Below are 23,732 nucleotides of genomic sequence, written 5' to 3'. Positions count from 1 at the left end.
GATTGTAATGCAACCATTTAACTTAATGTTTAATATTTGGTGACAAACATTGTTAGCATACAAGGATGAAAATGAAAAAACTGTTATTGGTTTGTCTGGGTAATATCTGTCGCTCACCGACGGCACATGCCGTATTGCGGCAGAAAAGCGCTGAATTAGCCGTGGCACTGGAAATTGAATCGGCCGGAACCAGTGCCTCACACAAAGGCCAGGCACCGGACCCTCGCAGCGTACGGGAGGGCGAGCGGTTGGGTTATAGTTTTGCTGGCATCAGATCACGCCAGGTTCAGGACACGGATTTTGCCTACTACGATCTGATCCTCGCTATGGATACAGATAATCTGGCCGAACTGAAACGTCGCTGTCCACCCGCGTTCCAGCATAAACTACAGCTGTTCTTGCAGTATCATCCGCAATATCCGCAGTACAGCGAAGTACCGGATCCTTATTATGGCGGTAGCAAGGGCTTTGCCCTGGTTTTGCAATTGATTGAACAAGGTTGTGCCGGTCTGTTGCAGCAGCTTAAATAGCGGGTACAGGCCTGTTTAAGCTACGCAGCGCTTAAAAAATAACCGGCAATGTGTAAAAGTGGTGAATTTGTCATAAATTATGCCATCTGCGGCATTGAATTTACGTCCAGAAGTCTATAACTTGCTTGGCAGGTTAATAAGCATAGGAAAAACATCGTGACCACCTGGACGCCTCAAAGCTGGCGCAGTCTGCCGATCCAACAGCAACCAAACTATCAGGATCAACATTTATTACATAGTGTTGAACAACAGCTGCACAAATACCCTCCACTGGTATTTGCCCAGGAAACCCGGGATTTGTTTAGCCAGTTGGGCAATGTTGCCGAAGGTAACGGCTTTTTACTGCAAGGTGGCGATTGCGCCGAAAGCTTTAACGATTTTAACGCCCCCAAAATCCGCGATACCTTTAAGGTATTATTGCAGATGGCAGTGGTGCTGACTTTTGCCGGTGGGCTGCCGGTTGTTAAGGTCGCCCGCATGGCCGGCCAATATGCCAAGCCACGCTCCAGCGATCTGGAAACCATCAACGGTATTGCCTTGCCAAGTTACCGCGGCGATATCGTCAACAGCTTTGAATTTACTGATGCTGCACGTCAGCCTGATCCGAACCGGCTGACAACGGCCTATCATCATTCTGCAGCTACGTTGAACCTGCTACGGGCTTTTGCTCAGGGTGGCTTGGCCGATTTACACCAGGTAAGTAAGTGGAACCTGGGATTTGTTGAGTCCAACCCGTTAAAGGACCGCTATCAGGACGTGGCGCAGCGGGTACAGGAAGCCCTGCGTTTTATGGAAATTTGCGGGATCACCGCGCAAAACTCTCCGTCGATCCGGGAAACCCAGTTATTCACTTCACATGAAGCGTTGTTGCTGAACTACGAAGAGGCGCTAACCCGACGTGATTCGCTGACCGGCGACTGGTATGACTGCTCTGCCCATATGGTGTGGATTGGCGAACGCACGCGGCAGCTGGATCATGCTCATATTGAATTCTTCCGTGGTATTCATAACCCGGTTGGCGTGAAAATTGGCCCGGGCATGCAGCCTGATGAGTTAATAAAGCTGATTGATGCATTAAACCCGAATAATATTCCGGGTCGCTTAACGCTGATCACCCGTATGGGGGCTGATAAACTGGCCGACAAACTGCCACAGTTGGTACGCAGGGTACAGCAGGAAGGCCGTAAAGTCGTATGGAGTTCAGATCCGATGCATGGCAACACTGTTAAAGCCAGCAACGACTACAAAACCCGTGACTTTGAAGCCATACTGCGAGAGATCCGGAATTTCTTCGCCGTACACAAGGCCGAAGGCAGCCATGCCGGTGGTATTCACCTGGAAATGACCGGTGAGCACGTGACGGAATGTACCGGCGGTGCTTATGGCTTAAGCGAGCATGATTTGGGCAAGCGCTACTTTACTCAGTGCGATCCGCGTTTAAATGCTGATCAGGTACTGGAATTAGCCTTCCTGATTGCCGATACTCTACGCTTAGCGCGTAAATAGTCTGCGCGCTCTGAGGAGCGCTATGTTATCAACACATCCATCAACGCAGGACGCTGGTCAGCTGGCAACAGCTGGTCAGCGTTATTGTGTTGGCATAGTCGGCGCCGGTAATGTTGGCTGTTATTTTGGCGCACACCTGTGTCAGGACAGTGCGCTGGATGTGAAGTTTTTTGGCCGTGAAACTATGGCACTGGAGCTGGCAGCGCACGGCCTCTGTGCTATCTCGGTGGATAAACAAAACTACTTTGCGCAACCTGTTGCCTTTTACAGCGCGTTAAATAGCTTAATTGAATGTGATGTAGTGTTGTTAACGGTAAAAGCGACAGCATTACTTGCCATGATTGCTCAGCTAAAACGTTTTTTACGACCGGACGTGCCAGTCATTGCGCTGCAAAACGGTATTGGCATAGCGCAAATGCTGGCGCAGGACTTACCCAATCCAATACTGCGCGCTCTGGTACCCTTTGCCATCAGTAAAGGCAATGCCGGCCAATTTTGCCGCAGCACAGATGGCAATATCAGCTGGCAGCAAAATGATTTTGCGGTGGTGAATTACCTGATTTCAGTATGCAATAGACTGCAGTTAAAGGTTGAGCTGCACACTGACATTATTGCCGCAGAATATGGCCAGTTGTTGCCGGCACTGAATGACGCCATTAATGTGCTAAGCCAAATACCACTACAGCAGCAATGGCGCAGTGCTGATTACCGGCATTTGCTGGCAGCCGCTATGCAGGAATGGCTTAAGGTATGTACTGCCGCAGGCATAGCCACGCAACCCTGTTGTGGAGTCCCTAACCGTTTGTTGCCGTTTTTACTGCGCTTACCCACCCGAATGTTTAGTATGCTGCTGGGGCGGCGCTTAAATATCGAAGCGCCCGGGCACAGCGCCATGTGGGAACAGCTGCAGGCAAAAAAGCCGACCGAAATAATGTTTTTAAATGCGGCAGTGGTGCGCATGGCACAACGTTATGCGATAGCTGCGCCGGTAAACCAATTGCTGACGGACTGGATAAAGCGGGCTGAAGCCGGTGAAACGGATTTTCCATCGGCCAGGGCGCTATTAGCGCAGGCCGGCAAACGCTGAGCTGCCGTCACACCGCTTAATATTTGTGCCGTTTTAAGCCGGTTTTTGCGATTATTTTCGCTGAGATTTCTTCAATCGATAAATGCGTGGAATTTAAAAAAGGGATTTGCTCGCGCTGATACAGGTTTTCCACTTCGGCCAGCTCTAACTGACACTGGCGTATAGACGCATAACGGCTGTTGGCCCGGCGCTGTTCGCGAATTTGGCTCAGCCGCTCCGGGGTAATAGTTAAACCAAATAGTTTAGCTTTATTGCGTTTTAGCACCTCAGGCAGGCGCAATTGTTCCATGTCTTCTTCAACAAAGGGGTAGTTAGCCGCCTTAATACCGTATTGCAGCGCTAAATACAGACTGGTGGGTGTTTTACCCGAGCGGCTAACGCCCACCAGAATTATATCGGCCTGGTCAAAGTTCTTTAAATTGGATCCATCATCGTTGGCCAGCGCGAAGTTAACCGCATCAATACGAAAATCGTAAGTTTTTTCATGAATGCTATGCGTGCGATGGGTTTTCGGTACTGGTGCAACACCCAATTCGCGTTGTATTGGCTCAACAAAGGTATTAAGAAAGTCATAGCAGACGCCATTACTGCTGTTAATAATTTGCCGCAGCGTATCGTCAACAAAGGTTTGAAAGATTAACGGCCGTTGTCCCGTTGTTTTATAACGATCGTTAATGCGTTGCTTTACCTGCTCGGCCATATCGCTGGTTTCAACAAAAGGTATGGTAACGTGTTCAAATTGTGCAGGAAAAAGCGTAAGTAAGGCATGGCCAAACACTTCTGCCGTTATGGCTGTACCGTCTGAAATATAAAAGGCTGTACGCACAAAGTCTCCATTTGTCGTTATAAAATTACATTGAAAATTAAGGTTTTAATTCATTCCTGCACCGGTGTAAAATTATCCGGCCTTGTAACGCTTGCTGTAAGCTTACACGCCATACGACAAAAATTGGAGACGAACTGTGCAAGAATTTGTGATTTGGTATGAAAACCTGGGGATGCACGATGTAAACCGGGTTGGCGGCAAAAATGCTTCCCTCGGCGAGATGATCAGTAATCTGGCCAATGCCGGTGTGCAGGTGCCCGGTGGTTTTGCTACCACGGCCTATGCCTTTAACCAATTTCTTGAACAAAGCGGCGTTAACGAGCGCATCTACCAGCTGCTTGATGGTTTGGATGTCGATGATGTTACGGCTTTAGCCAAAGCGGGTGCGCAAATACGCCAGTGGGTTATTGATACGCCATTTCAGCCAGAGCTGGAACACGCCATTCGCGACGCCTACCAACAATTACACCCGGATGCGGCGCACGATGTATCCTTTGCCGTGCGTTCATCAGCCACAGCCGAAGATATGCCGGATGCTTCCTTTGCCGGTCAGCAGGAAACCTTCTTAAACGTGCGTGGTTATGATGCGGTGATCGTTGCCATTAAACACGTGTTTGCCTCGTTATTTAACGACCGTGCTATTTCGTACCGTGTGCATCAGGGCTATGACCACCGTGGCGTGGCATTGTCGGCCGGTGTGCAAAAGATGGTGCGCTCAGATTTAGCCTCATCAGGCGTCATGTTCAGTATAGATACCGAATCTGGCTTTGAAGATGTCGTGTTTATCACCTCCTCTTATGGCCTGGGTGAAATGGTGGTGCAGGGCGCAGTTAACCCGGACGAATTCTATGTGCATAAACCAACGCTGGCCGCAGGGCGCCCGGCAGTGGTGAAACGCAACCTGGGCAGCAAAAAAGTCGAGATGGTGTACTCCGGCGAGCAGGGCCATGGTAAACAGGTAAAAGTGGTCGACATTGCAGCCCAGCGCAGCCGGCAGTTTTCACTGACCGACGCTGAGGTAGAAGAGCTGGCGAAACAAGCCGTGATCATTGCTAAGCATTATGGTCGGCCGATGGATATCGAATGGGCCAAAGACGGTAACGACGGCAAGCTGTACATCGTACAGGCCCGGCCGGAAACCGTAAAAAGCCGTGAAGACAGCAACAGTATGGAGCGTTTTCAGCTATTGGCGAAAGCGCCGGTATTAGTAGAAGGCCGCGCTATAGGCCAGCGCATTGGTAGCGGCACTGCCAAGGTGCTAAAAGGCATCGAACAGATGGATCAAATTCAGCCTGGTGATGTACTGGTCACTGATATGACCGATCCGGATTGGGAACCGATCATGAAGCGCGCTTCTGCTATCGTAACCAACCGTGGTGGCCGCACCTGCCATGCCGCCATTATTGCCCGTGAATTAGGTATTCCGGCCGTGGTAGGTTGCGGCGATGCCACCAGTAAAATCAGCACCGGCCAGCAGGTTACCGTGTCTTGTGCCGAAGGCGATACCGGTTTTATTTACGACGGTAAGCTGGAATATAAAGTGGTGAGCAGCCGCGTTGATCAAATGCCGAAGCTGGATTTAAAGATTATGATGAACGTCGGCAACCCGGAGCGGGCATTCTCTTTTGCCAAGCTGCCGCATGCCGGTATTGGTTTGGCGCGCTTAGAGTTTATTATTAACCGTATGATTGGCGTGCACCCTAAAGCACTGCTTAACTTTGACGCCCAAACCTCAGAGCTTAAAGCCACTATCAGCGAGATGATTGCCGGTTATGCTAACCCGGTCGAGTTTTATATCGCTAAGCTAACCGAAGGTATTGCCACCCTGGCTTGTGCTTTTGCACCGCAAAAAGTCATAGTGCGGATGTCTGATTTTAAATCAAACGAGTACGCCAACTTAGTCGGTGGCCGCCAGTATGAGCCGCACGAAGAAAACCCGATGATCGGTTTCCGTGGTGCTTCGCGTTATATCTCACAAGACTTCCGTGACTGCTTTGCGTTAGAAGTTGAAGCATTAAAGCGGGTACGCAATGTGATGGGCTTTACCAATGTCGAGGTAATGATCCCGTTTGTGCGTACTTTAGGTGAGGCCAGTGCGGTAATCGATTTGTTAGCCGAGCACGGCTTAAAACGCGGCGAAAACGGTCTGCGCGTAATTATGATGTGTGAGTTGCCATCTAACGCCTTGTTAGCTGAAGAGTTTTTAGAATACTTCGATGGTTTTTCTATCGGCTCTAACGACTTAACCCAGTTAACGCTGGGGCTGGATCGTGACAGCGGCCTGATTGCACATCTATTTGATGAGCGTAACCCGGCGATATATAAATTGCTGGAAATGGCCATTAAAACCTGTAAAGCCAAAGGTAAGTACATCGGAATCTGCGGCCAGGGCCCGTCAGATCACGAAGATTTTGCTGCCTGGTTAATGCAGCAGGGCATCGACAGCGTATCGCTTAACCCTGACACCGTGCTGGAAACCTGGCTGTATCTGGCCGAAAAATACGGTAAGTAAATGTCAGCCCCGCCAAGTGCGGGGCTTTTTTATCAGGTGCCACAAAACGTATTGCTGATGCACTGCTCAGGCTTTGGCGGCAGTGCTAAGTCAGCCTGTGCTTCGCTTAATGTAAAAGGGGTTTTCAGCGCAGTATGCAGGCAGTTAAACAGCGTTAAATCCCCTTCGGTTGTCGCACGTTCTATCGCCCGTGCAATCTGATGATTACGCGGGATCAGCGCCGGATTGCAGTTATCCATCTGCTGTTGCACCTGCTCTGATGCTATGTTTTGCGCCGCCAGTCTGGCATGCCAGCTGGCACACCATGACTGCCAACTGCCGCTATCGGCAAACTGTATAGCCGCGCCTTGTGAGGCATCGGGCACAGACCGGCTTAGCAGGCGAAATGTCTGGCTAAAATCGGCTTTACTCGCACTCATCAGGTTAAGTAAATCCCGGATCAGCCCTTCATCATCTTTAGTTGCTGCCTTAAGACCTATTTTTTCACCCATCAGCTGTAAAAACGCCGCTTCATTCTCAGCGTTAAAGCTGTGCAGCGTCGCTGTGGCCTGCTCAACAGCCTGTTCTGGCTGCGTAGCGATGAGCGGCAGCAGTGTTTCAGCAAAACGTGCCAGGTTCCAGCTGGCAATACGAGGTTGGTTACCCCAGGCATAGCGGCCTTGTTTGTCGATAAAGCTGTACACCTGCGCAGGATTAAACGCATCCATAAAAGCGCAGGGGCCATAATCGATGGTTTCGCCGGCAATGCTCATATTATCGGTGTTCATTACACCATGAATAAAACCAATGCTCATCCATTTGGCAATGAGCTTAGCCTGAGCACTCACCACAGCACTTAACAGCGCCAGATAGGGATTAGCACTATCTGCACATTCTGGGTAATGGCGTTGTATTACATAGTCGGCGAAGGTTTTTAATTGCTCCCGATCGCCATGGTTGGCAATATACTGAAAACTGCCAATACGGATATGGCTTTTCGCCACCCGGGTAATTATCGCACCGGGCTCTGCCGTTTCACGTTGCAGCCAGTCACCGGTCAGCACTGCAGCCAGGGCGCGGGTGGTTGGCACACCCAGCGCATGCATCGCTTCACTGACTAAATATTCACGCAGCACCGGGCCTAATGGCGCGCGGCCATCACCGCGGCGGGAAAACGGCGTTTGGCCGGCGCCTTTAAGCTGCAGATCAAACAGTTGGCCGCTGCTATCTGCCAGCTCTGCCAGCAGCAACGCCCGGCCATCACCTAACTGCGGCACAAAATGGCCAAACTGATGTCCGGCATAGGCATGCGCTACCGGCTTTACCCAGTCGGGCAGGGTATTGCCACTAAACAGCGTTAAACCGGCATCGGTAAGCCAGTATGATTCGGGTAACTGCAGCTGAGCAGCCAGTTCCGGGTTAAACGCCAGCCACTGCGGCACGGCAACCGGCGTTGGATTGCAAGGCAGTGAAAAAGGCGTACCTAAATCCGCCAGGCTGTGTTGTACGGTAAAATTGCTCATATCAGCTTTTAGCTTTGATGGGTTATAGCGCTAGTGTACAGAGCGGGCACTATAGTTACAAAAAAACCAGCTAAATGCTGGTTAAGATGTTGGTTGCGGGAGCCGGATTTGCAGACCTTCGCCCCGCGGTTATAAAGAGGAGCCCGAGGGCGAATAACAGGCACAAAAAAACCGACGTTTAAGTCGGCTTAAGTGTTGGTTTCGGGAGCCCTGATCTTTGTGAAGAGCGAACCGACGACCTTCAGGTTGTTGAAATTTAGGCACAAAAAAACCAGCTAAATGCTGGTTAAGATGTTGGTTGCGGGAGCCGGATTTGAACCGACGACCTTCGGGTTATGAGCCCGACGAGCTACCAGGCTGCTCCATCCCGCGTCCGTGATATTACAACTGAGCAGTTATTGTAATATGTTGTTTTACAATGCCGTTTCAACGTTAAGTTGGTTGCGGGAGCCGGATTTGAACCGACGACCTTCGGGTTATGAGCCCGACGAGCTACCAGGCTGCTCCATCCCGCGTCCGTCATTGCGGGGCGCATCTTAGTGTTTTTGCAGATGCCTTGCAAGCGCTTAACAGCTTTTATTTTTAATAAGTTGTTTAACTGCCGCTTTCTTATACAAGCCGCTATTAAATCCAGCAATTATGGCGTCAGATAAAAAGCCAACCGGTTAAAGCTGGTCTTCTGCTATACTGTGCGCCATTTTTGTTTCGGGTGTAATGCAATGCTGCAATTCTGGGCGTTAACGTCTAAAGGGGTAGAGGAGTTGCTGGCGGATGAAGTTCGTCAGCACGGCGGTGAAGTCTTAAAAGTGACCATGGGTGTGGTGCGCTTTACGGCGGAGCTGCGTACAGCTTATCAGCTATGTTTATGGTCGCGCCTGGCGACCCGTATTTTGCGCCTTATACAGTCAGAGCCGGTTACCGCCGACAGCGACTTATATCAGGTCGCACAGAAAATTGACTGGCTGCAGCATATGGCGCTGCGTAACACCTTAGCAGTAGAGTGTGTGGGTAAACACCCTAAGATTGATAATACTCAGTTTGGTGCGATTCGCTTAAAAGACGCCATAGTAGATCAATTCCGCGAAGAAACCGGTAACCGGCCTGACGTTGACCGCATGGCGCCGGATGTGCGCTTTCAGGTGCGGTTAGATAAAGCACATTTTCACTTTTTACAGGATTTCTCCGGCCCGTCCTTGCACCAGCGTGGTTATCGCGCCGGTCAGGGCGAGGCGCCGTTAAAAGAACATTTAGCCGCAGCATTAATAAAGCGCTCTGGCTGGCAAGTTGAGCAACCCTTTTTTGACCCGTTTTGCGGCAGTGGCACCATAGTGGTGGAAGCGGCGCTGATAGCGTTGAACAAAGCGCCTGGCTTAAGCCGGGAGAAGTTTGCTTTTGAAGGCTGGCCAGGCCATCGTGATGCAGTTTGGCAGCAATTAAAGCAAGAGGCTAAAGCGGCAGAACACAATTTGCCCGCAACTGTGCAGTTTTGGGGCTCGGATTTTGATGAGCGCAATTTGGCCAAAGCCAAGCAAAATGCTGCCCGTGCCGGAGTTGCCGCTTATGTACAGTTTGATTATGCTGATGCCACAGCGTTAAAAGCTGCGGTATCTAATACGCCAGGCGTAATTGTTACCAACCCGCCTTATGGCGAGCGATTGGGCGACTTACCCTCGTTAATACCGCTGTACAGTAAGTTTTCACTGGCGTTAAAGCAGCATTATAGTGGTTGGCGTTTAGCCATTATTACCTCAAATACCGATTTGTTGCGTGCGCTGCGTTTATCGAAAAGCAAAAGCTATAAATTTACTAATGGTCCGCTCGATTGTGACTTTACCCTGTTCGATTTAACCGAAAAGCAAGTGGCGGTAAGCTCTGATGCACCGGCATTGTTTTTTAGTGAGAGCAGCTCTTTTGGCAATCGTTTGGCGAAAAATCTCAAGCAATTACAGAAATGGGCCAAAAAAGAAGGTTTAAGCTGCTACCGGTTGTATGACGCTGACATTCCTGAGTATAACGTTGCTGTTGACTGGTACGACGGCGAAGTTGTGGTGCATGAGTACGCAGCACCTGGCACAGTCGATGAGCAGGTATCACAAAAGCGCTTATTTGATGTGGTAAACCAGGTACCCCAGGTATTAGGCATCAGCTCAGATAAGATGATTTTAAAGGTACGGGAAAAGCAAAAGGGTACATCGCAGTATCAGGCGCTGAACAAAGCCGGCCAGTACAAAGAAGTAACAGAGTACGGCGCTAAGTTTTTAGTTAACCTGCGTGATTATCTCGATACCGGTTTGTTTTTGGATCACCGTATAACGCGGCGCATGATCCAGCAGCAGGCCAAAGCTAAAAGCGTATTAAACCTGTTTGCCTACACCGGTAGTGCTTCTGTGCACGCGGCGGTTGGCGGCGCAGCCAGCGTAACAACGGTGGATATGTCTAACACTTATTTAGACTGGGCTAAGCGCAACTTCAGCATCAATGGCTTAAGCGGTAAGCAGTACCAGTTTGAACAGGCCGATTGTTTGCAATGGTTAAGCCGTTGTCGTAACCAGTTTGATTTAATCTTTGTCGATCCGCCGACGTTTTCTAACTCAAAGCGGATGCAGGATAGCTGGGATGTACAACGTGATCACGTTAACTTACTGAACATGTTAACTGCACGCTTAGCGCCAGGTGGCAAAGTCATTTTCTCTAACAATAAACGCCGCTTTAAAATTGACGCCCAGGCGCTGAATGATGCGGGCTGGCAGGTAAAAGATATTTCTGCAGCTACCTTGCCGGAAGATTTTAAACGTAACCCGAATATTCACGTTTGTTTTGAGTTAACACGGTAAAGCATGCAGCCGGTATTAACCTTATACACCACCTGGGGCTGTCATCTGTGCGAGCAGGCCGAGCAGCTATTGCTTAATCTTGGCCTGGCCGGACAGTTTCAATTGGTGGATATCGTAGACGATGAAGCGGCGTTCGCACGCTACCGGGTGGCGATACCTGTGCTAAGACAGGGTGATAACGAATTATACTGGCCCTTTGACGAGAGCCAGCTTGCAACATGGCTTAAGGATGTAAAGTAGTGGAATTATTACGTTTTCAGCAGGCGTGTTTAGCCTTTGGCACCCACCCGATTTTAGATCATGTCGACTTTAGCTTATTTAGCGGCGAGCGGGTGTGTCTGGTTGGTCGTAATGGCGCCGGTAAGTCGTCTTTTTTAAAATTGCTGACCGGTCAGCAAAATCTGGATGATGGCCAGATAGTCGTCAATACTGGTGTCGTATTAAGCCGTCTAGAGCAGGATCCGCCGGCAAAAATGGATGTGAAAATAGCCGATTTTATTCGTGAAGGTGCCGGCGATTTAGCGCAAAAAGCGCAGCAGTTTTATACCTTGTCAGAAAACTTAGATGGCGCAACAGATGCCGACTATCGCCTGTTTGAGCAGCTGCAGGCTGAAATGGATACCCGTGATGGTTGGGGGTTGGAGTCACGCGTTACCGATTTATGCCAGCAATTTGACATGAACCCCGACGCCAGTTTAGCAACTTTATCAGGCGGTTGGCTGCGTAAAGCAGCCCTGGCGCGTGCACTGATAGCCAAACCGGACATTTTGCTGCTGGATGAGCCAACCAACCATTTGGATGTGGCGGCAATACAGTGGCTGGAACAGTTTTTACTGAATTTTTCCGGCGCCATTATTTTTATCTCGCACGACCGGGCTTTTATCCGGGCGTTGGCCAGCCGTATTATTGATCTTGACCGTGGCCAGTTAACCTCTCATCCGGGCAACTATCAGGAATATCTTGATCGCAAACAAAAGATGCTGGAAGACGAGCAGCAACACAATGCATTGTTTGACAAAAAGCTGGCCGAAGAAGAAGTGTGGATCCGTCAGGGCATTAAAGCCCGTCGTACCCGTAACGAAGGCCGGGTAAGGGCACTTAAAGCCTTGCGCCGCGAGCGCGCCGAACGGGTAGAAACCTTAGGCAAGGTCGATTTTAACATTGAGCAGGCCGATCGCTCCGGCAAGCTGGTATTTGAAACCAAAGCCATCAGCTGCGGTTTTAATGGCAAAACGGTGATTGATAAGCTCGATCTGCTGGTAATGCGCGGCGATCGTATTGCGCTGGTCGGGCCAAATGGTGTTGGTAAATCGACACTGATCAAGCTGTTACTGGGCGACTATAAACACGATAGTGGTGATATTAAGCGCGGTACCAACATTGAAGTGGCCTATTTTGACCAGCACCGCATAGCCCTGGATTTAGAAGCCACAGTGCAGGACAACGTGGCCGAAGGCAAGCAGGAAATTACCCAAAACGGCAAAACCCGCCATGTACTGAGCTACCTGCAGGACTTTTTATTTCCACCGGCGCGGGCGCGCACGCCGGTAAAAGCCTTATCGGGCGGTGAAAAAAACCGCTTGTTGCTAGCAAAGTTATTCGCCAGACCCAGCAACCTGTTAATACTGGATGAACCAACCAACGATTTAGACGTTGAGACACTGGAGTTGCTGGAGGACATACTGCAGCAATATCAAGGCACAGTGCTGCTGGTTAGCCACGACCGTGAATTTGTCAATAATACCGTTACCAGCTCGCTGCTGTTTGCCGGCGAAGGTAAAATAATTGAAATTGCCGGAGGCTATGACGATGTTATTGCCTATCAGCAACGCAATCAAGTTACCGCCACCTTACAAAAAGTGACAAAAAATAGCCCGGCTGCAGTTGAACAAACTGCGGTACAGGCTTCTGTTAGCAGTACTAAGAAGTTATCATACAAAGAAAAACGTGAGCTGGAAGAGTTACCGGCACTAATAGAGCAGCTGGAAACCGAACTGGAAGCATTGCAGTTAACTGTAAACGACGCCGAGTTTTTTAAACAAAGCAGCGAGCAAACCCAGAGCACGTTGAACCTATTGCAACAGACCGAGTCGAAGCTGGCGCAAGCATATCAGCGCTGGGAACAACTAGACGCATAAGAAGAAGTATTTTAGGGGCTTAGAATGAAGTTATCTCGTATCAGTCTGGCAATAGTGCCGCTGTTAAGTGTGTTTTCTGTACAGGCGGCAGTATACAGCGTCGTTGAAGTTGGCCAGGTTGAAGAGCTTAAATCTACCTACGCTGCAGGCATCAATAATGCAGGCGATATGGTGTTTAACGGCGCCATTAAGGTAACCAAGTATGATGCTATTTTAAACCGACAGTATACGGACTTCCAATTATTTGATTTTCCACTGGATTTAAGCTTAATTGACTTTGAAAACGAGGCGATACAAGGCTTATTTACTGAAGCGGAATTGGCCGATCTGCTAAACGGCATTGTCAGCGCTGAATCGTTGAAAATTTTGTTAGAGCTTAACACGATATCGGCATTTCAGCCTATGGGCGATGCTATCAGCTATCTGAAAACTACCAATGCCGATGCAGAGAATATTTTGCTGCGTGATAGTCAGGCCAAACGCGGTAACAGTGAATATTTGCTGGCAATTAATGATGCCGGTATCGCCGCGGGTTTTGCCAGCAGTACCTTTAGCTATCAGAGCTTTACACCAGCGCCAACCGACGACGTGCCAGAGCCTGAGGCGGTAAATTATTGGGTACCAACTTTACCCTATTCATCAGCAGTCGTGTTTAACAACAATACTGTAACGATGTTATCTGCACCTTACACCGAATTAGGTGGTGGTTTTAGTGTCGCCAGAAATATCAGCTCTGACAACCGCATTGCCGGTTATGGCAGTAGCGGCATGGGTGAAGCGAGTTTTGAAGCCATTACAACCACTTGCAATGGTGCCACCTTGCCTGTCGATTTATGTTTGTATAGAAATGCCATTAGTGGCAGTTATCAGCAGCGGGCCTTGGTGTGGCAGTTGCAGAGCGATGGCAGTGTGAACGCGCCGCAAGTTTATGGCTATTTAGGTGACAAAAATACCGGTGAGGCGTTTGAAGGAGTGGGTATTAACAATATTACCTACTATAGCCAGGCCAATGCTGTAAACAATAAAGGTATTGCCGTTGGCATATCGATGTTTAGCGATTCTGATCGCATAAACCGCTACATATTTGGCAATGGATATGCCGACGGTATTTACCGTCAGGCCCACGCCAGTATTTTTGTTGATGATCAGGTGTTACCTATAGTTGACCCGAAAGAATGGTTCATTATTCCAGGCAACATTGGTAACAATGTTGCTGGTAGTGTCGCTATCGATATTAATGATAATAATATTGTTGTGGGCTATGCCAATAAAATCATTAACAGCAATGCAAGCAGCAAGATGTTTGTGCACGACTATGCCAGCGGTGAAACCAATTTTCCAACCGGCTTTTTCACCAGTTCGTCGACCATTCCCAATGCGATTAATAATATCAATCAGGTCGTCGGCAATGCAGAAGTGATCATAGGTGGTACTACAACCCGGCGTAAGCACGGTTTTGTCTACGACATCGCCAGTAATAGCTTTACTGACTTAAATAGCCTGATTGGTTGTAACACCCCTTACACCATCGTTGATGCTGTTGATATTAACGACCATGGTGTTATTACGGCCACGGCTTTGATGAAAAGAGAAAGCCGCGATCTGCTGGGTGAACCGGTACTCGACAGTGCCGGTAACCCCGTGTTGGAAGATGTCTCAACGGTGTTACAGCTGCAACCGATTGCCAATGGCGAAGCAGAAGATTGTAATGCTGCCGACGCAGTGTATGAACGTCAGGGCGGGGCGGTTAGCTTTGCCTGGTTGTTAGCTGGAGCTGGGTTATTATGGCGTCGGCGTTTTAGCCGTTAATACGATAAAAGCTGCTGCGGCAGCTTTTTTTTTGCCCTCAATCGGTTGGATAAAAAAAGCATAAAACCCAGATTTTTTAGTTTAATTAGATCTAAATAAAATTGTCATCAAATCTTAAACAACTTCAGTTCGTTAGCTTTTGTCAAGCTTATAATTTGCTGAATGCAGATTGAACCTTTTGTCCTGCTCAGCTATCAATTAAAGGGTAGCCGCTGCTGAGTTAGCGGTTATTTTAATCTTAAAAGTTGAGGAAGACTGCCGTATGAAAAGACAAAAACGTGATCGTCTGGAACGTGCTCATGCTCAAGGTTACCGCGCTGGTGTTACCGGACGGTCAAAAGAAATTTGCCCATATCAAGGTTTAGATACGCGCTCCCAATGGTTAGGAGGCTGGCGCGAAGCAATTGAAGACAGAAATGTAGGCTTGTTTAATAAAGGTCAGTGATTTTCGCTAAATTAGCAGTAAAGCCCCGCCAACAATGCGGGGCTTCGTCATTTTACAGCAGGGTAAACTTAGAAGTTGGACGTATCCTGAAACAGGCCTACTTTTAGATCTGTAGCGGCATAGATATCGCGGCCGTCAACGCTTACCACACCATCGGCAATGCCCATAAACAGCTTACGTTTAATTACGCGCTTAATATTAATGGTATAAGTTACTTTTTTGGCGGTTGGTAAAACCTGGCCGGTAAACTTAACTTCACCAACGCCTAAAGCCCGGCCTTTACCTGGTCCACCGGACCAACCTAGAAAAAAGCCCACCAATTGCCACATTGCATCCAGACCTAAACAGCCTGGCATAACCGGGTCGCCTTTAAAGTGACAGGCAAAAAACCATAAATCCGGCGATATGTCTAATTCGGCGATGATTTGGCCTTTGCCATACAGGCCGCCGTCTTCAGAAATATGCACGATACGGTCAATCATCAGCATGTTGTCTGAGGGTAATTGGGAGTTGCCATCACCAAATAAGGCGCCATTACCGCAGGCGATTAAATCTTCTTTTGTAAAGCTATTCTTTGTCATGTATGTTTAATCCAGTGAAAATGCGCGGCCACTTTAGCGAACACTTGTACGCCAAACAAGTCCGATTTGTCTTATTATCGTAAATTACACCGCAATCAGTAGTTTAGTGCGGGTATGACAAGGTTATTGCCACAGAGTGACAATATGACTAGTAAAACAGCAAAAGCTTTAACGAATGCAGAAAAACAACAACGCTATCGCGAGCGGCAAAAACAATCGGGTAAAAAAGAGTTACGCGGTTATTTGACGCAGGAAGCGCTGAGTTGTTATCAGGAAATACAACAAAAAACTGAATGGACAGACAGCGTGCTGCTAAGCAATGCTATCCGCTTAATGTATGCCGCACATAAATGTGGCCAGGTCGGCATTTTAAATAGCTGGTTAACCGAACATAAGCGTTAAAACTGCCGCTACCCGGTGTTGTCATCGCGGCTATACCGGTATAATAACGGCCTATTTTTGCTTGTAGAGAGCCAGCCATGATTTTGTTTGTACGGGATTTAACCGTTATTGATTTTTCTTATTTGTGTGCTGAACGCGGCATGCTGGGCGAGAGCTATATTGTTGATGTCGAGCTGCACGGCAAGCTGGATGCCACCTCTATGGTGCTGGATTTTTCTAAAGTAAAAAAACTGATTAAGCAGGCTATTGATCAACTGGTTGATCACAAATTAGCGTTACCTGCCAACTGTCGCAGCCTGACATTGCAGCAAGAGGGCGAACAAAACGTACTGCAATTTGACAGTGGCCGCGGCCGCATTAGTATGGCCGCCCCGGCAGAAGCCATAGTTGCCATAGCGGCAGAGCAGATAAATGAAGCCAGTCTGACCGAGTTTTTGCAGCAACAAATAAAGCCATTATTGCCCGACAATGTGGCTCAGCTGGTGCTAACCTTACGGCCAGAAGCCAGCCAGGGCTTTTATTATCACTACAGTCATGGCCTGAAAAAGCACGATGGCAATTGCCAGCGCATTGCCCATGGCCACCGCTCTACTATTCAAATTTATACCGACAATATGCTGTCGCCACGCTTAAATAAATACTGGTGTGAACGCTGGCAGGACATTTACCTTGGCACCACGGAAGATTTATGTGACTCAGCTGCACTGCAGCACCTGAGCGCCTCTGCAGATGATTACAGCTTTCGCTATCAGGCCGCGCAGGGCTGGTTTGAGCTGTGCATTCCCAAAGCACATTGCGAAATTGTGCCCTGCGATACCACTGTAGAATGTCTGGCCGACTATATTGCAGCCGAGCTTAAACAACTGGACAACACAAAAGACTATAAGGTAGTAGCCTATGAAGGCGTGGCTAAAGGCGCTGTTGCTTACAGCTAGTGTATCTGGCGCTGCAGCAGCTATTGAGGTGGAATTAAATGGCGACTTTACCCAGGGCGCTATTATTTTCGGTAAGGCACCAGCAGGTAGCCAGGTGTTATTTAATGACACTGTACTGCAGTTGAATGACGAAGGGCGTTTTGTCTTTGGTGTTGGTCGCGATGCGCCGCTAGAGCATAGTCTGACTGTAAGCTTTCAGGATCAAACCCTGGTTAAACCCCTGACGCTAAAAGCCAGACAGTACGATGTGCAGCATGTTAATGGCGTAGCTCAAAAATACGTTACGCCACCGGCAGAGGTTACCGCACGTATTCAGCGTGATAATCTACGTGTTAAAGCGGCCCGACAAAATATATCTGACTCGGAGGCTATATTTCAGCAGCCTATAATGCCGGCACAAGGGCGTATTTCAGGCGTTTATGGCAGCCAGCGGGTGTTTAATGGCCAACCCCGTAATCCGCATTATGGGCTGGACGTGGCCGCAGCTGTTGGTGCGCCGGTTGTAGCACCATTGGCAGGTAAGGTGCTGCTGGCAGACGATCTGTATTACTCTGGTCTGACGCTAATTATTGATCACGGTTTTGGTATCAGTTCTACTTTTATGCATTTAAGTAAGATGGATGTTGCGCCTGGTGATACTGTGGCCAAAGGCGACAAAATTGCCGAAGTAGGGGCGACAGGCCGGGTAACCGGGCCACATCTGGATTGGCGCATTAACTGGCTACAGGAACGGTTAGACCCGGCACTGTTGCCGGGCTTACCTGTTAGTCGCTAGCAACCAGCCATTGTTGGCATAAGCCCGGATCGGTAACTGTAAGCACCGCTACCTGTTGCGTAGCGACAGCTAACGTTATGCTGGTTTGCAGTAAGCGATCCTTACGAAACAAACTCAGCTGCACGGTACTGTTTAGTGGGTGACGCTGCAGCAATTCTGGCCAGGTAGAAGCGGTAATTTTACGGCCATCCAACGCCAGCAACTGATCAGCCACCATTATGCCAGCCTGGTGTGCGCTGCTGCCATGATAGACCTGCGTCACTTGCAACAGGCCGTTATGCCATTTGCTCTGAATACCGATAAAAGCCACCTCAGTTGTAACTTCGCCTCCCAGGTCATCACTATGCTGCATTGGCCTGAAACTAAGGTGTAAACCAAGCTTGCTCAAGGCCGAGGGGAGCGGCAGCGCTTGGGCATTATGGAGCCAGTTATCGCATTGTGCTGCCAGTTCTGCAAAGCCCATGTTCTGCAGGGTTAGCTGCAGTGCATTGTCAGGCGTACCGCCAGGCAAATAGCTCTGCCACAACTGGGCCACAACGTTATCCAGACTGCTTCCGGCCGCTGCCAGCTCACTGTGCAGGCACAAGGCCAGCAGTGCGCCTTTGGCATAATAACTGACTACAGCATTAGGTGCGTTTTCATCTTGCTTATAAAACTTTGTCCAGGCATTAAAGCTGCTATCGGTAAGGCTTTGCTTGTCATTGCTTGGGTTACGCGTGACTCGTGAAATGAGTTTTTCCAGTGTGGTGATATAGCGCTGCTGGCTAATCAGGCCGCTGCGCACCAGGGCCAGGTCATCATAATAAGAGGTAAAGCCTTCATACAGCCAAAGTTGGGGAGTGTACTGCTCAGTATTTAACTGATAGCTGGCAAAACACTGCGGTTTTAACCGTTTTACCCACCAGGTATGAAAATACTCATGACTACACAGCGCCAGTAAATCCTGATAATGCTCATTAATCTCTGTCACCGTGCCGGCTGAATGGGCGGGTAACGGCAAGGCTTTGCGGTTACTTAGCAATAACGTGGCATCTTTATGCTCCAGACCGCCGTAACCGTCTTCGCTGATCCAGAGTAAAAACCAATAGCGGGTTAAATCTGTTGGCAGGCCACCAAACAGCTGTTTTTGTGTCTGGCAAATACGACTTAAATCAGCGGTAAACCTGGCTTGATCCGTCTGATTGTCACCGCTTATCACCAGATAGTGCGGTATAGCGTCAATACTAAACTCTGACAGGCTAAACACCCCGGCTAAAACCGGCGCGTCTATCAACTCGGCATAGTTTTTTGCACTATAGCCACCAAAATCAAGCCAGGCGGTGTCTGCAGCCGGTGTTAACGATGTGGCCAGGCGCCAGTGCTGGTAATTGCCAGAGGAGGGTTTTATCAGCTCGAGCTTATGTAGGTGTTGCTGCAATCCACTAACGGCTAAGCACAGGCAAGCGGGGTTGAGTATTGCAATTTCATCATCAACATAGGCCGCTCGTACTGACAGGTCATAGGCGTACACCCGGTAACGGACTGTCACGCGGTGTTGTCGGCAGCTTAGCTGCCAGCTTTGTTTATCGGTTTGCTGTAGCTGCAGAGCACCTTCACTGTCACCGGCGCTGATGCTGGTAATATTCCGGGCAAAATCGCGGATCATATAGCTACCCGGGATCCACGCCGGCAGAGTCAGGCTATGCTGCTTTTCTGTCGGCGTAAAGTGCAAGCTAATCTCAATAATATGGCCAGCGATATCTGCAATATCAATTTGATAAAACACCGATTTTGTCATAATTCACTTTGCCTGCATGCTGTGGTCGTATTAAGCTGGTTATTATGCCGCGAAAAGCAGACAAGGAAAACGCCATGGCAACAGAAACGGTATTCAGTAAGATAATCCGCCGCGAGGCAAGCGCTGATATTCTGTACCAGGACCAGTTGGTCACGGCGTTTCGGGATATCCGCCCGCGGGCGCCGGTGCATATTTTATTGGTTCCTAATCAGTTGATCCCAACGGTAAATGATGTTGAACCGCAACATGAAGCCGCACTTGGCCGTTTGTTTACTGTGGCGCGAAAACTGGCTGCCGAGCATGGCATTGCAGATAAAGGCTATCGGTTAATTATGAACTGTAATTCGCATGGCGGGCAGGAGGTTTATCATATCCATCTGCATTTGGTCGGCGGCAGAGCACTTGGCCCGATGCTGAGCCGGTAAAGGCCAGCTTGAATTCTGCACGGCTGGCGTTTTTATCAACCATACTGTTGCAATTGCGCACTGGTCTTATAGAATCCGCGCCTTGCAATGGTAAAGAGTAATATTATGAGTAATGAAGCGCTGATCGCCAAACGGATAGAATACGCAGTAACCCGGGTAACTAAAACCGTGTTTCCCGGCCGGACAAATCATCACAACACCTTATTTGGTGGCGAAGCGTTGGCCTGGATGGATGAAGCCGCTTTTATCGCCGCTACCCGGTTTTGCCGCAAACCGCTGGTAACGGTGAGCTCGGACCGGGTTGATTTTAAGGAATCTATTCCGGCCGGTACTATAATTGAGCTGGTCGCTAAGGTGGAACACGTTGGCCGCACCAGTATCCGGGTGCAGGTTGATATCTTTGTCGAGAATATGTACCACGATGATCAGCACAAGGCTATCTCCGGTAGTTTTACCTTTGTCGCCTTAGGGCCGGATCGCAAACCGACTCCGGTACTGCCTTAAATGGGCAACAAATGCGATTAATGTCTGTTGCAATACGGCAGGTGTTACAGGCAGCAACAGCTGAATTAGCTATAATCGGCCGTTATCATTAGCCCCTCAGGTTGGTATTTTGAAGCATATTTTTGAAGACAGAAACCGACAGTTTTGGCTGCTACATACGTTAGGCTGGCTCGGCTTCGCTATTGTTAATTACCTGAACTCGCTGGTTCTCGAAACCCGTGATGCCTATGTTATTGTGGTAGTTCTGGATGCCTATATTGGCTGGCTAATTACGATTCCACTGCGATATGCCTATCAGCGTATCTGGCACTGGTCGCCGTGGAAACTTGCCAGCACCGTATTGCTGGTAACAACCCTGATTGCTGCAATCTGGACGGCAGTGCATAATTTCAACTATTGGGAAATTTATAAACATGGTGGCCGGCCGCAAGACTGGCTGAAGTATGTGCGTGATACCCCCTTTGCTTTTTACGTAATGCTAAGCTGGAGTGGCTTATATTTTGGTATTAAGTACTATCAGACATTGCAGCAGGAAAAACAGAAGTCATTAACTGCCACCAATAAAGCGCACGAAGCCCAGCTAAAAATGCTGCGCTATCAGCTAAACCCGCACTTTTTGTTTAATACCCTCAACGCCATTTCTACGCTGGTGCTGATTAACGAAACTGACACTGCGAATAAAATGGTTACCAGACTTAGTGACTTTTTACGCTATTCGTTGTACAAAGATCCTATTAACAAAGTGGCACTAGAACAGGAAATTTACGCCGCCAGATTATATCTGGAGATTGAAAGAGTGCGGTTTTCTGAACGATTGTCGATAGTGTTTGATATTGAACCCGGGACAGAAAAAGCTCTGGTACCCAGTTTGATTTTACAGCCATTGATTGAAAACGCGATTAAGTATGCTGTCGCCAGCCAGATAAATGGTGGCGAAATTGCGATTACGGCGAAAAAGTTCGGCCATGATCTGCTACTGGAAGTAGCCGATAACGGGCCGGGCATGAGTATCACTAACGGTTTGCCGAAAAGTAACGACAGTGGCGTAGGCCTGGTTAATACTAAAGAGCGCCTGGCTGCTTTGTACGATAATGACTTTGCACTGGTGCTAACCCATAATCAGCCGCGTGGCCTGAAGGTGAATATCAGGATCCCATTACAATTAGAACAAACGGAACAGGAACATGCTTAAGGTTATAGTAGTTGATGATGAGCCGCTGGCACGCAAAGGTATGCAAGTCAGGTTAAAAGAGTTTACTGAGCTGGACGTAATTGCTGAATGCAGTAATGGCGAACAGGCAATTGAAGCCATTAGTCGCTTGCAACCCGATTTGGTCTTTCTGGATGTTGAAATGCCTGGCATGGACGGTTTTACCGTACTGAAACAGCTGCAGCAATTAAACAGCCCGTTACCTTATGTAGTCTTTGTTACCGCTTATGATCATTACGCCTTTAACGCCTTCGAAGTCAGTGCTCTTGATTATGTGTTAAAACCAGTTGAACCGGAGCGACTAAAACAAGCGGTTGAAAAAGCCATCAAAGTCGCCCGGGCAGACGATTCTCGGCTGCACAAAGGCCAACTGGCCGAAGCAGTAGCCCGCCTGACTGGCGACGATGCAGACAATATCCTGCAGCGGTTGGACAACGCTGAGCCAGTGGTAAATGAGCGTTACCCTGAAGCAATCAGTATTAAAGATAGTGGCGAAATTACCCGGGTGCCGGTTAGCGCCATTGAATGGGTAGACGCCGCCGGTGATTATATGTGTATCCATACCCGCGATGGCCAAACCCATATTTTGCGGCGCACCATGAAAGAGCTCGAGCAAGAGCTGGATCCGCGTTTATTTGTGCGGGTGCATCGCTCAGCCATCGTCAATGTGCATACCATTGCCAAACTGCAAATGCTGGCAAACGGCGAGCATCAGCTTATGCTGACAAACGGCCAGGCTGTTAAAGTAAGCCGCAGCTACAAAGATCGCGTCAAACAGGTATTTAGCCAATAACCTTAGTCGCTGGCGATCTGTTGTTGCCAGCGTACTAAATAAGGATCTATCTGCTTAGTCCGCTCGCCGGTTTGAGCCAGCGGATACAGCACCGCCTGCTGGTTTAATTCGCCGGCCATCATCAGATGCGCACCATTAACCAGTTGTTCTACCGCATAGGCACCCAGCTTGGTTGCCAGTATGCGATCAGCCCCTACCGGTTTACCGCCACGTTGAATATGCCCAAGTATACAAGCGCGACATTCAGTGCCGAGCTCAGCTGAAAGATCTTCTGCCAGCGCTATGGTACCGCCGGGATAACTGTTTTCCGCCACCACCATAATGTAGCTGCTTTTACCCCGTAACAGCTGTGCATGTTGTATAGGTGCCAGTAGCTTAGTGAGCTGCGCTTTTGACACCGGACCAAACTCGGGGCAAATTATTTGCTCGGCACCGGCGGCTATTCCCGCCGACAGCGCAATATAACCCGAATGACGCCCCATTAACTCGACCAGAAAAATCCGTTCGAATGCATCTGCGGTATCGCGTATTTTATCGATCGCGTCCAGCGCAGTATCAATAGCAGTGGCAAAACCTATAGTGAAGTCAGTACCGTCGACATCATTATCAATAGTGCCGGGCACGCCAATTAACTGTCCATGATAATGTGGTGCTATCGCCAGAGCACCGCGAAAGCTGCCATCACCACCAATAATAACTAAGGCGTCCAATTGTAATTTATGCAGCACCTGCGCTGCCTGCACGGCGCCAGCGTCGGTGTACAGTGCCTTGCAGCGGGCACTTTTTAAAATGGTACCGCCATGCTGAATGATATGCTGAACATGTTGCGGCAACAGTGTTTGATAATCTTCGTCTAACAAGCCATTGTAGCCATGATGAAAGCCGACGACGTCAAGGTTATACGCCGCCGCTGTCAGCACCACGGCACGGATACAGGCATTCATACCTGGCGCGTCGCCACCTGATGTCAGCACACCAATTCGTTTCATCGTCTAAACCTCATACGCTGCGTGTTAAACGTTTAATGCCGCTTAGTATAGGTGTTAATTGTCAGTGCTTTGTTTGATGTGACGCAAGCTGTAGTCAATTAGTCTGATCTGTCGCAGATTAAGCAGACAAGCCAGTGGCTTTTGCGAGACAA

21 protein-coding genes and 2 tRNA genes are annotated in these 23,732 nt (G+C 48.9%); 16 read left to right on the top strand and 7 right to left on the bottom strand.

Annotation, left to right across the window (positions count from 1 at the left end):
* Positions 1-71 precede the first annotated feature (71 nt).
* From MN202_RS11335 to MN202_RS11325, 3 genes are all read left to right on the top strand, one after another.
* Positions 72-530, top strand: a complete 459-nt coding sequence (locus MN202_RS11335; protein WP_335736232.1) for a low molecular weight protein-tyrosine-phosphatase — start codon at positions 72-74, stop codon at positions 528-530.
* A 156-nt stretch (positions 531-686) separates the two neighbouring features.
* Entirely contained in the window at positions 687-2,036 is a 1,350-nt protein-coding gene (locus MN202_RS11330; protein WP_472511567.1) for a class II 3-deoxy-7-phosphoheptulonate synthase, read from the top strand.
* A 22-nt stretch (positions 2,037-2,058) separates the two neighbouring features.
* On the top strand, positions 2,059-3,123 hold the full coding sequence (locus MN202_RS11325; RefSeq protein ID WP_335736231.1) for a 2-dehydropantoate 2-reductase N-terminal domain-containing protein: 1,065 nt from the start codon (positions 2,059-2,061) through the stop codon (positions 3,121-3,123).
* Positions 3,124-3,139: 16 nt separating this feature from the next.
* Here MN202_RS11325 and ppsR read toward each other — a convergent pair whose 3' ends face one another.
* On the bottom strand, positions 3,140-3,949 hold the full coding sequence (ppsR, locus tag MN202_RS11320; protein WP_335736230.1) for a posphoenolpyruvate synthetase regulatory kinase/phosphorylase PpsR: 810 nt from the start codon (positions 3,947-3,949) through the stop codon (positions 3,140-3,142).
* A 136-nt stretch (positions 3,950-4,085) separates the two neighbouring features.
* Here ppsR and ppsA point away from each other — a divergent pair, with 136 nt between their 5' ends.
* Positions 4,086-6,461, top strand: coding sequence for a phosphoenolpyruvate synthase (ppsA, locus tag MN202_RS11315; RefSeq protein ID WP_335736229.1), 2,376 nt, complete (start codon positions 4,086-4,088; stop codon positions 6,459-6,461).
* Between the two features lie 32 nt (positions 6,462-6,493).
* Here the strand turns inward: ppsA and MN202_RS11310 are convergent, their stop codons facing one another.
* From MN202_RS11310 to MN202_RS11300, 3 genes are all read right to left on the bottom strand, one after another.
* Positions 6,494-7,963, bottom strand: a complete 1,470-nt coding sequence (locus tag MN202_RS11310) for a protein adenylyltransferase SelO (RefSeq protein ID WP_335736228.1) — start codon at positions 7,961-7,963, stop codon at positions 6,494-6,496.
* Positions 7,964-8,258: 295 nt separating this feature from the next.
* A tRNA-Met gene (locus MN202_RS11305) sits at positions 8,259-8,335 on the bottom strand.
* 66 nt (positions 8,336-8,401) lie between these two features.
* Positions 8,402-8,478: transfer RNA gene (locus MN202_RS11300), tRNA-Met, on the bottom strand.
* A gap of 204 nt (positions 8,479-8,682) precedes the next feature.
* Between MN202_RS11300 and rlmKL the strand changes: the two genes are divergently transcribed.
* The 5 genes from rlmKL to rmf all read left to right on the top strand — a co-directional run bounded on the left by rlmKL (position 8,683) and on the right by rmf (position 15,189).
* Positions 8,683-10,797, top strand: a complete 2,115-nt coding sequence (gene rlmKL / locus MN202_RS11295) for a bifunctional 23S rRNA (guanine(2069)-N(7))-methyltransferase RlmK/23S rRNA (guanine(2445)-N(2))-methyltransferase RlmL (protein ID WP_335736227.1) — start codon at positions 8,683-8,685, stop codon at positions 10,795-10,797.
* Positions 10,798-10,800: 3 nt separating this feature from the next.
* Entirely contained in the window at positions 10,801-11,037 is a 237-nt protein-coding gene (locus MN202_RS11290) for a glutaredoxin family protein (protein WP_335736226.1), read from the top strand.
* Positions 11,037-12,935, top strand: a complete 1,899-nt coding sequence (gene uup / locus MN202_RS11285; RefSeq protein ID WP_335736225.1) for an ATP-binding cassette ATPase Uup — start codon at positions 11,037-11,039, stop codon at positions 12,933-12,935. The genes MN202_RS11290 and uup overlap by 1 nt, the downstream gene beginning before the upstream one ends.
* A gap of 24 nt (positions 12,936-12,959) precedes the next feature.
* Positions 12,960-14,744: a DUF3466 family protein gene (locus MN202_RS11280; protein WP_335736224.1), complete on the top strand. Its 1,785-nt coding sequence runs from the start codon at positions 12,960-12,962 to the stop codon at positions 14,742-14,744.
* A 262-nt stretch (positions 14,745-15,006) separates the two neighbouring features.
* On the top strand, positions 15,007-15,189 hold the full coding sequence (rmf, locus tag MN202_RS11275) for a ribosome modulation factor (RefSeq protein WP_068238104.1): 183 nt from the start codon (positions 15,007-15,009) through the stop codon (positions 15,187-15,189).
* Between the two features lie 68 nt (positions 15,190-15,257).
* Here rmf and fabA read toward each other — a convergent pair whose 3' ends face one another.
* Complete coding sequence (gene fabA / locus MN202_RS11270; protein ID WP_335736223.1) at positions 15,258-15,770, bottom strand: 3-hydroxyacyl-[acyl-carrier-protein] dehydratase FabA; 513 nt, start codon at positions 15,768-15,770, stop codon at positions 15,258-15,260.
* Between the two features lie 144 nt (positions 15,771-15,914).
* On the opposite strand from fabA, the gene MN202_RS11265 reads away from it, so the two are divergent.
* The 3 genes from MN202_RS11265 to MN202_RS11255 all read left to right on the top strand — a co-directional run bounded on the left by MN202_RS11265 (position 15,915) and on the right by MN202_RS11255 (position 17,882).
* Complete coding sequence (locus MN202_RS11265) at positions 15,915-16,172, top strand: hypothetical protein (protein WP_335736222.1); 258 nt, start codon at positions 15,915-15,917, stop codon at positions 16,170-16,172.
* A gap of 77 nt (positions 16,173-16,249) precedes the next feature.
* Positions 16,250-17,107: a 6-pyruvoyl trahydropterin synthase family protein gene (locus MN202_RS11260; RefSeq protein ID WP_335736221.1), complete on the top strand. Its 858-nt coding sequence runs from the start codon at positions 16,250-16,252 to the stop codon at positions 17,105-17,107.
* Positions 17,070-17,882 carry a M23 family metallopeptidase gene (locus MN202_RS11255; protein WP_335736220.1) on the top strand — a complete coding sequence of 271 codons (813 nt, stop codon included), beginning with the start codon at positions 17,070-17,072 and terminating at the stop codon, positions 17,880-17,882. Before MN202_RS11260 ends, MN202_RS11255 begins: the two co-directional genes overlap by 38 nt.
* On the opposite strand, the gene MN202_RS11250 is transcribed toward MN202_RS11255, so the two are convergent.
* The gene (locus tag MN202_RS11250; protein WP_335736219.1) at positions 17,872-19,659 is read right to left on the bottom strand and encodes a M61 family metallopeptidase; all 1,788 of its coding nucleotides are present in this window, start codon (positions 19,657-19,659) and stop codon (positions 17,872-17,874) included. The genes MN202_RS11255 and MN202_RS11250 overlap by 11 nt on opposite strands.
* 44 nt (positions 19,660-19,703) lie before the next feature.
* On the opposite strand from MN202_RS11250, the gene MN202_RS11245 reads away from it, so the two are divergent.
* From MN202_RS11245 to MN202_RS11230, 4 genes are all read left to right on the top strand, one after another.
* Positions 19,704-20,084: an HIT domain-containing protein gene (locus MN202_RS11245; protein WP_472511566.1), complete on the top strand. Its 381-nt coding sequence runs from the start codon at positions 19,704-19,706 to the stop codon at positions 20,082-20,084.
* A gap of 105 nt (positions 20,085-20,189) precedes the next feature.
* A complete protein-coding gene (locus MN202_RS11240; RefSeq protein WP_335736218.1) occupies positions 20,190-20,588 on the top strand; it encodes an acyl-CoA thioesterase in 399 nt (132 codons plus the stop codon).
* Between the two features lie 109 nt (positions 20,589-20,697).
* The gene (locus tag MN202_RS11235; RefSeq protein ID WP_335736216.1) at positions 20,698-21,780 is read left to right on the top strand and encodes a sensor histidine kinase; all 1,083 of its coding nucleotides are present in this window, start codon (positions 20,698-20,700) and stop codon (positions 21,778-21,780) included.
* Positions 21,773-22,591, top strand: coding sequence for a LytR/AlgR family response regulator transcription factor (locus MN202_RS11230; protein ID WP_335736215.1), 819 nt, complete (start codon positions 21,773-21,775; stop codon positions 22,589-22,591). The genes MN202_RS11235 and MN202_RS11230 overlap by 8 nt, the downstream gene beginning before the upstream one ends.
* A gap of 2 nt (positions 22,592-22,593) precedes the next feature.
* Here MN202_RS11230 and MN202_RS11225 read toward each other — a convergent pair whose 3' ends face one another.
* On the bottom strand, positions 22,594-23,580 hold the full coding sequence (locus tag MN202_RS11225; RefSeq protein WP_335736214.1) for an ATP-dependent 6-phosphofructokinase: 987 nt from the start codon (positions 23,578-23,580) through the stop codon (positions 22,594-22,596).
* Positions 23,581-23,732: the final 152 nt, after the last annotated feature.

The sequence above is a fragment of the Rheinheimera muenzenbergensis genome, assembly GCF_036984005.1.
GTDB lineage: Bacteria > Pseudomonadota > Gammaproteobacteria > Enterobacterales > Alteromonadaceae > Alishewanella > Alishewanella muenzenbergensis.
This window is presented reverse-complemented; position numbering and strand designations above follow the sequence as displayed.

Coding starts and splice junctions, on each gene's coding strand:
- MN202_RS11335 (WP_335736232.1), top strand. CDS start 72: ATGAAAAAACTGTTATTGGTTTGTCTGGGTAATATCTGTCGCTCACCG.
- MN202_RS11325 (WP_335736231.1), top strand. CDS start 2,059: ATGTTATCAACACATCCATCAACGCAGGACGCTGGTCAGCTGGCAACA.
- MN202_RS11310 (WP_335736228.1), bottom strand. CDS start 7,963: ATGAGCAATTTTACCGTACAACACAGCCTGGCGGATTTAGGTACGCCT.
- rlmKL (WP_335736227.1), top strand. CDS start 8,683: ATGCTGCAATTCTGGGCGTTAACGTCTAAAGGGGTAGAGGAGTTGCTG.
- MN202_RS11290 (WP_335736226.1), top strand. CDS start 10,801: ATGCAGCCGGTATTAACCTTATACACCACCTGGGGCTGTCATCTGTGC.
- MN202_RS11280 (WP_335736224.1), top strand. CDS start 12,960: ATGAAGTTATCTCGTATCAGTCTGGCAATAGTGCCGCTGTTAAGTGTG.
- rmf (WP_068238104.1), top strand. CDS start 15,007: ATGAAAAGACAAAAACGTGATCGTCTGGAACGTGCTCATGCTCAAGGT.
- fabA (WP_335736223.1), bottom strand. CDS start 15,770: ATGACAAAGAATAGCTTTACAAAAGAAGATTTAATCGCCTGCGGTAAT.
- MN202_RS11265 (WP_335736222.1), top strand. CDS start 15,915: ATGACTAGTAAAACAGCAAAAGCTTTAACGAATGCAGAAAAACAACAA.
- MN202_RS11260 (WP_335736221.1), top strand. CDS start 16,250: ATGATTTTGTTTGTACGGGATTTAACCGTTATTGATTTTTCTTATTTG.
- MN202_RS11255 (WP_335736220.1), top strand. CDS start 17,070: ATGAAGGCGTGGCTAAAGGCGCTGTTGCTTACAGCTAGTGTATCTGGC.
- MN202_RS11250 (WP_335736219.1), bottom strand. CDS start 19,659: ATGACAAAATCGGTGTTTTATCAAATTGATATTGCAGATATCGCTGGC.
- MN202_RS11245 (WP_472511566.1), top strand. CDS start 19,704: ATGCCGCGAAAAGCAGACAAGGAAAACGCCATGGCAACAGAAACGGTA.
- MN202_RS11240 (WP_335736218.1), top strand. CDS start 20,190: ATGAGTAATGAAGCGCTGATCGCCAAACGGATAGAATACGCAGTAACC.
- MN202_RS11230 (WP_335736215.1), top strand. CDS start 21,773: ATGCTTAAGGTTATAGTAGTTGATGATGAGCCGCTGGCACGCAAAGGT.
- MN202_RS11225 (WP_335736214.1), bottom strand. CDS start 23,580: ATGAAACGAATTGGTGTGCTGACATCAGGTGGCGACGCGCCAGGTATG.